This window comes from Streptococcus merionis DSM 19192, assembly GCF_000380085.1.
GTDB lineage: Bacteria > Bacillota > Bacilli > Lactobacillales > Streptococcaceae > Streptococcus > Streptococcus merionis.
Window position 1 is genome coordinate 18920 of sequence record NZ_KB904543.1, and the last position, 14611, is coordinate 33530.

The following is a 14611-nucleotide window of genomic DNA, read 5'->3' on the forward strand; positions in this document are numbered from 1 at the left end:
GGTAAAATCTCCTTAATTATTTTCTAAGTAAAACTCAAATCGCTCCCCTGCATACTGACTTTTCACATACTCAAAGGGCTGACCGTCTTCAAAGTATGACACCTGAGTAAGGCCTAAAATGGCCTGCCCCGGCTCCACACCCAGATAGTCTGTGACAATGCCCTGAGCTAGACGAGCATAGATAGTCTGCTGACTCTTGCCAATTTTGTAGCCAGCCTCGGTCAATGCTTTGAAGAAATGCTGCGTCACTTCCTCCTCAGAAATCCGAGCAATAAACTTCTTAGGCACTACAGCCACTTCATAAACCACAGGAACATCATCAGCAAACCGCACCCGCTCCATACGCACGACGCTCTCCATTGGGCGTAACTCCAGATGAGCCTGCTCTTTCTTATTGGGTTTGCCACTGAGATAGGAAATCAACTGGGTTGAAGGCTGCTTGCCCTGAGACTTGATAATTTCCGTGAAAGATGTCGTCCCTCTCATCTTTTCTTGAATCCGATTGCCAGCTACATAAGTTCCAGATCCGACTTTACGCTCCAAGACCCCTTCTTCAACAAGCAATGTCATCGCCTGACGGAGAGTCATTCGGCTGACTTGAAAACGATCCGCAAAATCACGCTCACTTGGTAGCCTCTGGCCGATTTTCCAGATGCCTTGGTCAATTTCTTCCTTAATTTGATTATGAATTTGTATATATGCTGGTAACATAAGCACCTCTTTCACACTAATCTTATCAAATTTCTAACAATAAATCCATTTTACCATAGAAAATTCCGGTTTTTGTGGTAGAATAGGGATATCATATTGCTTTTTGAGAAAGGAAAGACATGACTAGCATTGCAAAAGACTTCACAGACGTGGAAAAAATCATCGTCTTGGACTACGGTAGCCAGTACAATCAGCTCATTACGCGCCGTATCCGTGAGTTCGGTGTTTTCTCAGAACTCAAGAGCCATAAGCTCTCTGCTGAGGAAATCCGCGCCATTAACCCTATCGGTATCGTCTTGTCCGGTGGTCCTAATTCCGTTTACGCTGAGAACTCCTTCGGTATTGACGAAGAAATCTTTGAGCTTGGCATTCCTATCTTGGGGATTTGCTACGGCATGCAACTCCTGACAGACCGTCTCGGAGGTAAGGTCGTTCCTGCTGGTGAAGCTGGTAACCGCGAGTACGGTCAATCTGAACTGACCCAAACAGGCTCAGCTCTCTTTGCTAATACACCTGAAAAACAGGTCGTGCTTATGAGCCATGGCGATGCAGTCACTGAAATTCCAGCAGGCTTTGTTCGCACCGGTCAATCCGCTGACTGTCCTTTTGCGGCTATTGAAAATACTGACAAACAAATTTTCGGTATCCAATTCCACCCTGAAGTTCGCCATTCAGAGTACGGCAATGATATCTTGCGCAACTTTGCTATCAACATCTGTGGCGCTAAGGCTGACTGGTCAATGGATAATTTCATTGATATGGAAATTGAAAAAATCCGCGCGACTGTCGGTGATAAAAAAGTTCTTTTAGGACTATCTGGCGGAGTAGATTCGTCTGTCGTTGGGGTCCTCCTTCAGCGCGCGATTGGTGACCAATTGACTTGTATCTTTGTCGATCATGGCTTACTCCGCAAAGGCGAGGCAGATCAGGTCATGGAAATGTTGGGTGGTAAATTTGGTCTTAATATCATCAAAGCTGACGCTGCAAAACGCTTCCTTGACAAATTAGCAGGCATTGCTGACCCAGAGCAAAAACGCAAAATTATCGGTAACGAATTTGTCTACGTCTTTGACGACGAAGCCAGCAAGCTCCAAGACGTGAAATTCTTAGCTCAGGGAACTCTCTATACCGACATCATCGAATCTGGAACGGAGACCGCACAGACCATTAAGTCTCATCACAATGTCGGTGGGCTACCAGAGGACATGCAATTCAAACTCATCGAGCCGCTCAATACCCTTTTCAAAGATGAAGTTCGCGCACTTGGTACTGCTCTAGGCATGCCTGATGACATTGTTTGGCGGCAACCATTCCCAGGGCCAGGTCTTGCTATCCGCGTGATGGGTGAAATCACCGAAGAAAAATTAGAAACGGTGCGTGAGTCCGATGCCATCCTCCGCGAGGAAATCGCTAAAGCTGGTCTTGACCGCGATATCTGGCAATACTTTACTGTCAACACAGGTGTCCGTTCTGTCGGTGTTATGGGCGATGGCAGAACCTACGACTACACCATCGCTATCCGTGCCATCACTTCCATTGACGGCATGACCGCAGACTTTGCCAAGATTCCGTGGGAAGTTCTCCAGAAAATCTCTGTCCGTATCGTCAATGAAGTTGACCACGTCAACCGTATCGTCTATGACATCACCAGCAAACCACCAGCAACGGTTGAGTGGGAATAGAGTTTATAATAGTTAGAGTTCTTAAAAAGTTAATTTAACAGCTTTTGAAGCTATTTAAAAAATTAAAAAATACCAACTAAATAATTGATTCACTACTAAATCCCCACCAGAAGATTCATCTGATGGGGATTTTTTACATAATCATTAGTCAATCAAGGTAACCGCCCACTCAACTAAATAAAATTTTACGATGCATAGTCTATAGAAATAGTCATAATACAACAATATTGAGAAAAATAAAAAGCTATAAATCAATTTCTAGTACTCATTCTATTATTGATTAAACCTATAATAGCAAGTTACTTTCAGAATAGAGTAAAGAAACTAAATTAAAGTAACAACAATTGTATATTATTTTAGATTCCGAATATTTTCTAAAATAATCAATTATCTAGTTGAAAATATACAATATTCATTCAGTTACTCTACTTCCCTTTTATAAATACGATTCATTGGACTCGTTGTAATAATCACTGAGATAATAATAATCAATCCTGCTAACGAAATTGTATATGATGGAAAATCACTCGAATTTGTTTTCGGAAGAAACCTAATTTCCATAGATAATTCTTTTTCATAATTAACATAATAATCTTTTTGCATGTCTGGATTATATTCGATTTTCTCAACTATTACAGTATTAGAATAGATAGAATTTATGAACTCTGAATGCTCTATCTTGTTGAAATTTAAACTTATTATCTCATCACTAAAGATTATATTCTCAAGATTTAAAATAGCTAGTCCATCTTTTTGTATTGTTTTATCTATGAGGTAACTCTTTATTACATTGAAATTACTAGTCTTATATTTACTTACCAATAGTGCAATAGCACCCGATACTTTGGGTGTCGCCAACGAATTACCAAATAAATATGAAAATCCTGTTTTTTGTGCTGTCAATATCCAGTTTTCAGCTATTTTTTTACGTAGCAAATCAAGGTCAGTTACAGAGTACAAAAATTCTGTAGAACCAGCATATGTATAGATTGCATTATAGCCATAATTGGAAAAATTTGATAAATTATCAAATCTATCAATTCCTCCAACTGATATTACATTATCAAAATATGCTGGTACATCAACAATTTGACCGGGTTCACGAATCTTCTTTGTTCTAGATAAAAACTCTAATAACTGATTATTATCTAAGAGGTTAAGTGAGTCATTTCCCATTGAAGCTACAATTATACTCCCTTTCAATGTCGCATAATCAACTGCCTGTTTATACTTTAGGTATAGTGGATAATCATTGGTACCATCTTCATATTGACCACTTATCATTAAATATCTTCCTAGACTGATATTTATTATTTGATTCCCGTCATCCGCAGCCTGTTTAATAGCATCAATAGTTAATTGATCATCATTGATATCTAGGTCAATAGACTTGTACATATTATAAGTAGCGCCTGGTATTATACCTTTAATATAATCATTACTAACAATCAAAGAAACCACAGACGTACCATGTCCAATATTATCCTGAAAAGCATGCTCGTCCACTTTATTATGCACTAAATCCTTCGAATTAGAACCTAGATATTTAACTAATTCTGCATGCTCATAGCTTATTCCTGAGTCTATTACAGCAACTCTAATATCATCTAACGGCCAATAATGCTTATAATATCTTCCATTATCAGTAAGTCGTTGCATATCCCACTGATATTTCCATAAATTTTGTTCTTCCGATTCTTGTCCTTCAGAGTTGCTTTTGTTAAACAATCTTAGCGTTACTTTGTCGGTTTTATTAAACTCATCAGTAGTATTCAGTTTCTCAACCTCTGTACTTGAAATAGCTATATCAACTTTTGATGAAACTGCATGCCTGTCAGAACTTCTATCTGTTTGCTCAGCAACACCATTCTTATTTCCCGCCTCCCCTTCTAAATAATTCAAATTATCATCAATAGTAGGTACTGATTCCGTAGAAAAATTTTTAATTTCTGTAATCTCTTCTAAGAAATTTGAAGTGCCTCTATCTAAACTTTGGGGTAACTCTACATTCATGCTATGATTATAAGAAATTTCATCAAATGAATCAGGTTTTATATTCGCTAAACTATAAGTAGTCCCAGCAACTTCTTCCTGCATCAAGACATTGCTATCAGCAGTAACAGTCTCTGAGGAAGTTATACAAATTAAACCAATTACTAATATAGATAGCCTTATAAATTTATTTGTGATTTTCATTTAAAAATTCTTTCTTGATAAATAACAAAAACATAGTTATATAGAAAACTAAAATTAAAACTTTTACTAAAACTTGAGAAATTAAAACTAATTTTATATGTGGAAACACTAAAAATGAAATTAATGTTATATTTAATAATAGTAATAGTGCAACAATAAATTTAGATACAATAAAACTAGTAAATTTAATATTTATATTATTAGTTGTAATAACTATATGTAGATTAGATTGCTGAATTTTATCAATAACAACCTTCAGAAATGAAAGAGTAAAAATTGTTATCAACAATATTATTAAAATATTATTCACTAATATATTTTTTAAAATATTTTCTATCATGAGATTCCTCCTACGGTGATAATTCTATCACTCGATGCTATAATTGCTGGATCATGTGTAATAATTATAATTATATTATCACGTTTTAATTGTTTTACTGATTCTATAAACCAATCGGTATAAACTTTATCAAGGTTGGATGTTGGCTCATCATAAATTTTAACGTTTACATTAGATAAAAAGCTTTCTATAATACGTAATACTTGCAGTTCCCCGCCTGATAAAGATGAATCAACTTCACTCCATTTTGTTACCAAAACTTCGTTAATTATATCTGTATCAATATTTTTATCATGTAACAAATATAAAATGTCATCAACAGTGGCACAAGAAGTATTCATAGTAAAAAAATCCTGAACAGTTAAATCAAATATAGGAAATTTTTGTTCAACTATTGTAAAATTGTTTCTTCTAAGAAAAACAGTATTTAAATCTGTAATTGAATATCCATCAACATTAATAATGTTACCTTTATCTTTTAGTATGCCTGTAATTAATTTATAAAATGTACTTTTACCACTTCCGTTTTCTCCTATAATAGACCACAAACCATTGTTGGAAATATCAAAGCTTAATGGCGGATATGACTTGTCATAGGCCCTTGTAATACTGCCCGAAATTGAATGAATTTTTTTATGTAATTCAATATTTCCCTCTCTGTCAGTTGATAACAACCAGAAACCTTCAATATTTTGAATCGATGCTTTAAAAGCCTGTAAATTTCCTCCAAAATCAAAAAAATATTCAATATTTGACAAGATTATAGAAAAGTAAGATAAAGAAACATTTACAATACCAATTTCCAGATTATCCCTCATAACATAAAAAGCAACGATTGAAAACATAACAACATTAAGCAACAACGATAGTATAGATTGTAAAAATCTAAATTTAGAGTTAATTTTAGTAAATCTATCTAACGATGCAAAATATAAATTAAAGCTATTGTTAAATCTTTTATTTTCTAAATAATAGTTCGCTTTATGTATTATATAACTTAGATTATCAACCTGATAATGAAATTGATTATAATAAATCGATGTACTATTTTTTAGTGAATTGCTGGCATCAAAAATTTTTTTTCTAAAATAAATATATATATTTACATAAAAAAATGTTACCATAACAAATACAAGAAAAATAAGATACTGTTCTCGTAAAAGATATATCAAAATCATTGCTGTTTGAATAATTCTTAGAAAATATATTATAAAATTATCTAATAAAAATGTAGTAATTTGCCCTAAATCCAGATTTACTCTTTGGGTTAGCTCGCTAGCTTTTATCTTAGTTATCTCATTATAATTTAACTTCCTAAGAATATTTAAAATATCTATTCTTACAGTTTGACTCACTTTTTCAGAAAAATGAATTGCTAAAAACTTATTTATAAATTGTAATAACTGATTTAATAGTCCTACTAAAAACATATAAAATATTGTTGTTTTCAGGTTGTTCAAGTCATGACTAACTAGCTGATTTAGAAATTGCCCAGTTAATAATGGAAATAATAATTCTAAAATAAAACTTATAAATACGATTATGTTGTAAATAGAAAATACCAGCCTCTGATTCCCTATATATTTATATACTATCTTCATATATCTTAAATCCTTGCTGAGGATAACTATGAAAATAAGATGAGATGCATCGCAAAACTTAAAAAATTAGCAATATATCTCATCTTATCCTACCATTTTATTATATTCTATAAACTAATAAAAATTTTAGACTTGTTCAGAAACATACTATATTTATAAAGCATATAAAGCTATTAATATAACTTTTTTGCAATGCTTATACAGTACACTTAGCAGACAACAATACCTACATTTCTATTTATTTTCAATATAAAGTCAACCTTTACATCTCACACTTTGAGTAGACCAGAAGCCTGTAACAGTAGTCACTGTAAAGGTAACAGTGGTAGGGAAGCGTGGATCGATACCTTGGGTTGCACCAGATACTGGTAATTTCTGTAAATCAAGTACAGATGTTACTTGGGGAATATTTTTTGACATAACTAAATCCTTTCTAAAGTAGAAAATACACTAAGAAATTTAAACAACTAAAAGAAATTTAAACAGCTAAAAAACATTCTTCTTAGTACATTTTAAACACCCCCTTTATTAATATTGGTAACCAGAGAAATGGATTTTGCCTTTTCCAAGCTTCAATAGCTAGTATAGCTCCTGAGTTACCTGTCAGAATATCCAATGATAACCGGACAGCCCCACGACCTGGCAAAACAAGTGTCTCCCCTCTGTTAACCAAATATAAATTTAAAAGTAACATAATTTCTTTCGGAACATCTTTTTCTTCTAAAATTGCTAATAATAGTATTTGTCCAAATGCTCCCGATAAAAAATTACCATCATAAAATGTAATAAGTTTTAAATTATTCTTTATTTTTTTTAATTTTTCATCGAATGAATTATCATTCAGAATATACTTGAGATAATACCAAACTAATGAGACCCCAACACTGCCCGATTCTAAATAGGGCATCAATCTATTTTCAGAAACTGTCAGTTGAATAACACCAGTAGGCACATCCTCAATTAACTTCATTTCCATTTTATTTAAAATTAATATAGCAATTTCATAATAACTTTGATTTCCAGTCTCAGAAAAGAGTACCAATAACATTAAAGCAATTCCTGAAACTCCTGTTAGCAAATCTAAATTATCAAATTTTTTTATTTCTTCCTCTATATAAAATTTATGCTTGATAAATAAATTTTCAGTTTTTATTCTGATACTTTCATGAATCTCTGAATTATAATTGCCAATACTTAATAACCCTAGAACAATCCCACTTACTCCCGATTTTAAAGATAAATCCGAAGTTACTTCAAACGAATCCAACTCTTCCAATAAGCTGCGAGATAAATCATCCGCTATTTCTATCTCCCCAATTGAGTACAAAACATTAATTATTCCAGTTCTTCCAGTAAGAAGTCCTAAGTCACATTTTTTTATCAAGTCCTTTTGAGATATTATCCAATTTTTATAACTATGTACATTTGCCCCACCCATATGCAAAGCGTATAACATTCCCAAGCCACCTGTTAAATAGTTTATTTTTCCATAACTATCTAAATACGCATCCAGCTCTCCATATGAAAAAATATCTTCTTGAATAACATTATTCACAATACCACTAACTAATCTTCTCTCGATATCTTCAAGATCATAATTGAATAGTTCTCTATCGTGAATACCTACATAATCAGAAAAATACTTTCTAATTATCTCCTTACCATATATATGGTTTATATAGCTATCTTGAATATTATGTTGTCTGTTATCGAAGTTATCAATAGGTGCTATCGGCAGAAGTAAGTATCGAATAATTTTCTTAAGAGATTTTTTATCATTTTCTTTTCTTGTGCAATCATTATTAGAAAAACCATATGTTGCTAGTCCTGAGTATTTTTCGTTTACATCGCCTGCTGTTTCAAAATCAATCAATCGACACTCTAAATCGTCATTAATCATAATATTACTAGGTTGTAGGTCTGACAAACCAATTCCATCTTCATGGATAGTACTTAAAATATACTCAAGTTCATTTGCAATCCTTCTAACTTTTAAAATATAGTCTGTTTTATCAGTTTCTGAAGTATATTCAAAATTAATGGTACACCATTGTGTTAACGTAATCCCTGTGATAAATTCTTCAACAAGATAATAATTTTCCCAGTATTCAAAAGCTTCTATTGAGTTTACTACATATTCATTGTCTTTCAGCCTTTCAAGAACATTATACTCAGATTTTAACCTTTCGATAATAGATTTTTTCTGAGAATCAAAACCAGTTGAAGAACGCCCCTCCTTAATAACAACTTTTCTATCACTACTTCTTTTCTTAGCAACATATATACCACCGGAAGTCGTATACTTCAATGATTTCAGAAATATGTAGTCATTAAATCTATCTTGATTTTCCAGAACTTCTGAATGTACGCTATTAATACTCTCCTCTAAACATTTGGGAATATTAACAAAGTTAGGAATGTCAAAAAATGGTTCTCTCTTATCTGGATAATAGTTCCCCTCAGGATCCAGAATACATAATTCACCCTGATTTTCTATTCTTTGGAATGCTCCATATCTAAAAAAAATATTTGAGTCCTTATATCTTCTATCGGTCAGAACATAACATGCCTTAGTAAATTTTTTTAATATATTATATAAATTTTCAAGAACTGTAGCAAGCATATCTTCCTGAGGATAGATAGTGATAAACTTGCCAGAAAGTAATCTATTTCCATTCTTCGACAAAGTGTCTAAAAGATCTATCTTTGAATAAATGTGCTTAAACGAGATTCTATTTTCAAACAAATATGATGCAACTTCTCTTAAAACTTCTTCGCTTTCCTCATACTTAACACTAATATGTAATTTCCAGCCCTGAAGTGGTAGTTCATCCGCTTTAGAAGTATAATATACCCAAAACTTATTTTCTGAAATGATACAATCATAATCTTTAGGGATATTTAACAATTCAAAAATCTCAGTGACATTTATATTATTTAACGAATCAACAAAAAAATCATCATCTGCTACTAAATACCTTGAATTTTCCATATCATTAAAAATGCTCACAACAAACTAAATATATACGATTTTGTGTAGCATCCCTTCTTTTATAATTTTTCAATTTTATTACAACACCCATTTAAACATATTTAAAACTCATAAAAAACAAGTCCTTATTCTCTCTTTGAAAACAAGGGAGAACCTATTGATTTTGCTATAATAAAAATATCTAGTAAAGTCATCAAATAATAACTTTATTTTAAGCTGACTAATAATAAATTAAATTTTAGTTTGTAAAATAGAATTATTAGCTTTTATTTTGATTTTAAGGGAGCAGGAATAATCTAATCTGCTTTTCCCACGTCTAAACCATTTGTTTTTTTAGTAGGTTGAATTTGTACATCAAACCTTGTATTATTAAATAGTTGCTGGTAATGAACAGTATCACATAATAATGTGTATCCTAATAATAGACAAGCCAATGATTTTATTATTGTATTCTTTTTCATAATCTGAAAACCCTTTCTTTTTATTGATTTAATTCTATCATTTCACTATGCTTCCGTCAATAGTTTTTATGAATATTTTGCCTCTTTTTTTATTTTATTACTATTAAGAATATACCGCATCTAGATATTTGCTATTTTAGACTAAAAGTAATATAATAAACCGTGAGATTATCATAAAAGGAAGTGACATTATTATGAATATGGTAGCTGAAAAATTCAGATTAAAACGAAAAGAACTAGGGCTCTCTCAGAAAGTACTTTCAGAGGGTATCTGTGAACAAAGTCAGATTAGTAAGATTGAGCGAGGAAATTTTATGCCTTCTGCAGATCTTTTGTTCAAACTTTCTCAACGTTTAGACGTTCCTCTAGATTACTTCTTCAACGAACAAATTGAAGTACCGTCTAACCTTTCAAACTTTAAACACCTTTCTAGTCGCCTATTAGATGATAGAAATTATGACGATTTAGAATATCTATACAAGGTAGAGACTGATAGGAATACATTTCTATCTTCAGAAGATCGTATGTATCTTGAGTGGGTTAAACTCATCATTGACTTCTATAAATATGATCTTAAAGATAAAGCTATTTCCTCTTTAGAAAGCATGTTATCAAAAATTTCTCCAAAAACTCAGGTATACTTGAAGGTGCTAAACACACTATCTAACTTCTATTCCTTAGTTGGGCGTGAACAAGATTATGAATCCAACTATTCTTTGTTAATGAAAATCTATCAAACAAAGAATCTTGATCATCAAGAGTTTCTCTTTGGCTATATCAGAGTTCGCTACAACTACGCTCATTATTTAGTATTCAAAGAAAAATATAATGAAGCTATACAAGAGGCTCTTGAGACTATTGAATTTTGTAAATCGAAGCAGACAAGTTATCAACTGGCTCCATTACTCATACTCGTTGGGAACTCTGGGGAACAGTTCTTGGATAAAGAGCAGGTCAAAAACTATTATTTAGAAGCAAGAGAGTTATGCAAAATATATGGTAACCCATTAATGTTAATGAAGATAGAAAATTATTTGAAAGAGCTGGATAACAATTAGTTTATATTTACTTTTGAATACCTCCTTGCAATGTCACGTTGCGCTCTAAGAAAGGGAGCCTTAAAAAAGAAGCTTGGATTGGGCTTCTTTTTCTATCATTTAAACGATGCACTAGCTGATTCAATCTTTCTCGAAGTAAACGATGTCCATCTTCTCATTGATGGTTTCGATTTCTCCTGTTTTCTGATAGCCTAGCTTTTCATACAGGTAGCAATTCCCTGCTTCTTGAAGGATAGTGTCTAATTTCCAGTGATTTTGTCCGTGAATTTTCTCGATTTGGTAAAAGGCTTTTTGAGCAAAGCCCTTACCTCTGTAGTCTTTCATGATAAAAATTGGCGCTACCCTTTTCCTACTTCCGTCTTTCCTATCTACCACGCGCACTGCACCAACGATAGCACTATCAGCACAGATATAGTAGAAGTAAGTTTCTTTTTGCTTTAACTTAGCCTCAATCTTTTCTAGAGACTCATTTCCGGGATTGGTTTCAAAATCGTGATACTTGTCCAAGAGATCCTTGAAGGCTTCTTTCTGCAATAATAACAACTTCTCTGCATCTGAAATAGCTATTCTGATCAAATGAACTTCTTCCATCAACATTTCCTCATCCGATATTTTTTCTAGCAAATTTACCGCTATTATACCATGCTCAAACATATTTTTAAAGGGTCATTTTATCTTGTCGGAGCATTTCCTGAGCGTGTTTTTTATGGTAGACTAAAAATAGATTAGTTAAAATCTTCTTTTGATGCTATAATAACTCTAGGTGTTATAGCAAGAAGCTTTTATAGCCCACTACCCCAATTATTTCTGAAAACATATTTGCTGTTTGGCATTTGGATTGGATACTAGCAAGGAGGGATTTATGTTACTCAGCTTACAAGGTTCTATGGCTGTTGGTAAAAGCACAGCTATTGATTATATACAGCAACACGCGCCTGATATCCGTATTCTTCCTGAGGACAATAGGGACATTATTCAAAAGCTGCGTCTCCTTGATTTAGACAAGACCCAGTTTGAGGATTATGTCACCATTCAGCGCTACTGGATTGCTCATGAGATAGAACGCTATCAGCTGGCTAAAGACTCCCTCTATACTCTGGTTGACTGGGGCGCTGAGGAAATGGCCTACTATACCCTTCATTTTCCAAAATCGATTGGCAAGGATTGGGATATCGCAACTGCCTTGGCTCCGGAGTTAACCGCCTTAAAAGCTTGCTTTCCTGAGAGAACTCTGTTTTTACAAACTGGACAGGAAACCTTGCAGGAGCGAAAAGACAGCGATAGAACACGTCGTCGAAACTTCTTCAACCACTACACCCAACATCTCCTGCCTGGCAAATTAGCCTGGCTACAAACTCAGTTGCCCGTTGATGTGCTAGCTGTTGACCAGCTCAGCTCCGACCAAGTTGGGCAGGCTGTCCTAGCTTGGTGTCAGAAGCATTTTGGATTGAATAATCAGTCTGATCAAGTTTTTTAGTCAGGCTGTTTTTCCATCTGGCCTTTTCCCTCCATTTGTGGTAGACTAAGAGCTATGTGATAGTACAAGAAAGGAAGAACCATGACTTATCCTCATTTACTAGAGCGTTTTTTGACCTATGTTAAAGTCAATACGCGTTCTGACGAGACATCAACGACAACACCTTCAACCCAGTCTCAGGTTGATTTTGCGCACAACGTCTTACTACCTGAGATGAAGCGCGTTGGCCTTCAGGATGTGCATTATTTGCCAAATGGTTTTGCCATCGGAACACTGCCAGCTAACGATACAAGCTTAACCCGTAAAATCGGTTTTATCGCTCACATGGACACGGCAGATTTCAACGCGGAAAATGTTTCGCCTCAGGTTATTGAAAACTACGATGGCTCTACTATTGCCCTTGGAAGCTCTGGCTATGAACTCAATCCTAAGGACTTTCCTCAGTTGACCAACTACCACGGCCAGACATTGATTACGACTGATGGGACGACCCTTTTAGGTGCGGATGATAAATCTGGTATCGCCGAAATCATGACGGCTATTGAATTTTTGGTGGAAAATCCTGACATCAAGCACTGTGAGATTCGTGTCGGCTTCGGTCCAGATGAGGAGATTGGTGTCGGTGCTGACAAGTTTGATGTGGAAGACTTTAACGTGGACTTTGCCTATACTGTCGATGGTGGCCCCTTAGGCGAGCTCCAGTACGACACCTTTAGTGCCGCTGAAGCACATCTAGAATTTATCGGACGTAATGTCCACCCAGGAACTGCCAAGGGTAGCATGATCAATGCTCTACAGTTGGCTATCGACTTTCACAACCAATTGCCAGCTGATGATCGCCCTGAGTTGACTGAAGGTCATGAAGGCTTCTTCCATTTGATGAAAATGGAGGGTACTGTGGACCATGCAACCTCTAGCTATATCATTCGTGATTTCGAGGATCAGGATTTCCAAAATCGCAAAGCCTTGATGCAATCCATCGCAGATCAGATGAATGCGAATCTAGACACTGAACGTGTGGTCTTGAACATGCACGATCAGTATTACAACATGAAGAAAATCATCGAAAAAGACATGACACCGATCAATATCGCTAAGGCAGTCATGGAAACACAAGGTATCGAACCCCTAATTGAGCCTGTTCGCGGTGGCACCGATGGTTCCAAGATTTCATTTATGGGCATTCCGACACCAAACCTCTTTGCCGGTGGAGAAAATATGCACGGACGCTTTGAATTCGTCTCACTCCAAACCATGGAAAAGGCTGTTGACGTGATCATCGGGATTGTCAGTTATAACGATTGAGGATGTTACCACTCTTCAATACCAAAGAAGCCTAAAGACATTGTTCTAAGGCTTTTTTCTATCATTACTATAACCAAGCTGGTATTTCTCTATGTTTTGTGTTACCATCAACTTATGAAAACTCAAAAAAGTTGCGAAATTCTCCTATCACGCTTTGAAAATGCCAGAAATCTCACAAAGGCACAGTCCATGTCAGCCTATATGCGCCACCAGTTTGACTTTTATGGCATTCCAACACCAGAACGGCGCAAGATTTATAAGGACATCATCAGCAAGGCTAAAGAATCTGAGATGATTGACTGGGATTTGCTCGACATCATGTGGAATCAACCCAAACGCGAGTGTCACTACTTTGTCTGTGACTATCTGGTGGCTGTGACTGCCCATCTGACTATAGCAGATCTCCCCAAGCTCATGTACTTTGCTCAAACCCAGCAATGGTGGGATACTATTGATCACCTAGACTATGTTTTTGGGCATATTGCTGATGAAAAGATGCCAGAAATTCTCCTAGCTATGTCCTTATCAGACGATTTTTGGCTTCGTCGTATTGCCATTGACCACCAGCTAGGCAAAAAAGAGCAGACAGATACAGAGTTGCTTCAAAACATTATTCTCAATAATCTGGGAAGTCAGGAATTTTTTATCAATAAGGCCATCGGCTGGAGTTTGCGTGACTACTCTAAGACGAATCCCGACTGGGTGCGAAACTTTATCGACCAGCACCATGAAAAAATGGCTCCCCTATCAATCAGAGAAGCCACTAAATACTTGTAGCATAGCGAAAA

13 protein-coding genes are annotated in these 14611 nt (G+C 34.9%); 5 read left to right on the top strand and 8 right to left on the bottom strand.

Features of this window, described 5'->3' with window-relative positions; genetic code table 11:
- Positions 1-12 precede the first annotated feature (12 nt).
- Complete coding sequence (locus A3I5_RS0104585) at positions 13-711, bottom strand: GntR family transcriptional regulator (RefSeq protein ID WP_018373448.1); 699 nt, start codon at positions 709-711, stop codon at positions 13-15.
- 119 nt (positions 712-830) lie between these two features.
- On the opposite strand from A3I5_RS0104585, the gene guaA reads away from it, so the two are divergent.
- A complete protein-coding gene (gene guaA / locus A3I5_RS0104590) occupies positions 831-2393 on the top strand; it encodes a glutamine-hydrolyzing GMP synthase (RefSeq protein ID WP_018373449.1) in 1563 nt (520 codons plus the stop codon).
- Between the two features lie 420 nt (positions 2394-2813).
- Here the strand turns inward: guaA and A3I5_RS12065 are convergent, their stop codons facing one another.
- The 6 genes from A3I5_RS12065 to A3I5_RS12975 form a co-directional block, all read right to left on the bottom strand.
- Positions 2814-4589 (bottom strand): S8 family serine peptidase, encoded by a 1776-nt coding sequence (locus tag A3I5_RS12065; RefSeq protein WP_018373450.1) that lies wholly within the window; start codon positions 4587-4589, stop codon positions 2814-2816.
- A complete protein-coding gene (locus A3I5_RS0104600) occupies positions 4573-4929 on the bottom strand; it encodes a hypothetical protein (protein ID WP_018373451.1) in 357 nt (118 codons plus the stop codon). The genes A3I5_RS12065 and A3I5_RS0104600 overlap by 17 nt, the downstream gene beginning before the upstream one ends.
- Positions 4926-6530, bottom strand: coding sequence for an ATP-binding cassette domain-containing protein (locus A3I5_RS0104605; RefSeq protein WP_018373452.1), 1605 nt, complete (start codon positions 6528-6530; stop codon positions 4926-4928). The genes A3I5_RS0104600 and A3I5_RS0104605 overlap by 4 nt, the downstream gene beginning before the upstream one ends.
- Positions 6531-6785: 255 nt before the next feature.
- The gene (locus A3I5_RS12585) at positions 6786-6950 is read right to left on the bottom strand and encodes a hypothetical protein (RefSeq protein ID WP_156809068.1); all 165 of its coding nucleotides are present in this window, start codon (positions 6948-6950) and stop codon (positions 6786-6788) included.
- Between the two features lie 82 nt (positions 6951-7032).
- Positions 7033-9522, bottom strand: coding sequence for a class III lanthionine synthetase LanKC (lanKC, locus tag A3I5_RS0104610; protein WP_145955184.1), 2490 nt, complete (start codon positions 9520-9522; stop codon positions 7033-7035).
- 296 nt (positions 9523-9818) lie between these two features.
- The gene (locus A3I5_RS12975; protein WP_095114566.1) at positions 9819-9983 is read right to left on the bottom strand and encodes a PhrA family quorum-sensing system peptide; all 165 of its coding nucleotides are present in this window, start codon (positions 9981-9983) and stop codon (positions 9819-9821) included.
- Between the two features lie 194 nt (positions 9984-10177).
- On the opposite strand from A3I5_RS12975, the gene A3I5_RS0104615 reads away from it, so the two are divergent.
- Positions 10178-11041 (top strand): helix-turn-helix domain-containing protein, encoded by an 864-nt coding sequence (locus tag A3I5_RS0104615; protein WP_018373454.1) that lies wholly within the window; start codon positions 10178-10180, stop codon positions 11039-11041.
- A 120-nt stretch (positions 11042-11161) separates the two neighbouring features.
- On the opposite strand, the gene A3I5_RS0104620 is transcribed toward A3I5_RS0104615, so the two are convergent.
- A complete protein-coding gene (locus A3I5_RS0104620) occupies positions 11162-11632 on the bottom strand; it encodes a GNAT family N-acetyltransferase (protein WP_018373455.1) in 471 nt (156 codons plus the stop codon).
- 271 nt (positions 11633-11903) lie between these two features.
- On the opposite strand from A3I5_RS0104620, the gene A3I5_RS0104625 reads away from it, so the two are divergent.
- The 3 genes from A3I5_RS0104625 (at position 11904) to A3I5_RS0104640 (ending at position 14600) form a co-directional block, all read left to right on the top strand.
- Positions 11904-12518 carry a hypothetical protein gene (locus A3I5_RS0104625; protein WP_018373456.1) on the top strand — a complete coding sequence of 205 codons (615 nt, stop codon included), beginning with the start codon at positions 11904-11906 and terminating at the stop codon, positions 12516-12518.
- An 81-nt stretch (positions 12519-12599) separates the two neighbouring features.
- On the top strand, positions 12600-13823 hold the full coding sequence (gene pepT, locus A3I5_RS0104635) for a peptidase T (protein WP_018373457.1): 1224 nt from the start codon (positions 12600-12602) through the stop codon (positions 13821-13823).
- Between the two features lie 114 nt (positions 13824-13937).
- The gene (locus A3I5_RS0104640; RefSeq protein WP_026216926.1) at positions 13938-14600 is read left to right on the top strand and encodes a DNA alkylation repair protein; all 663 of its coding nucleotides are present in this window, start codon (positions 13938-13940) and stop codon (positions 14598-14600) included.
- The last annotated feature ends 11 nt before the right edge of the window (positions 14601-14611 follow it).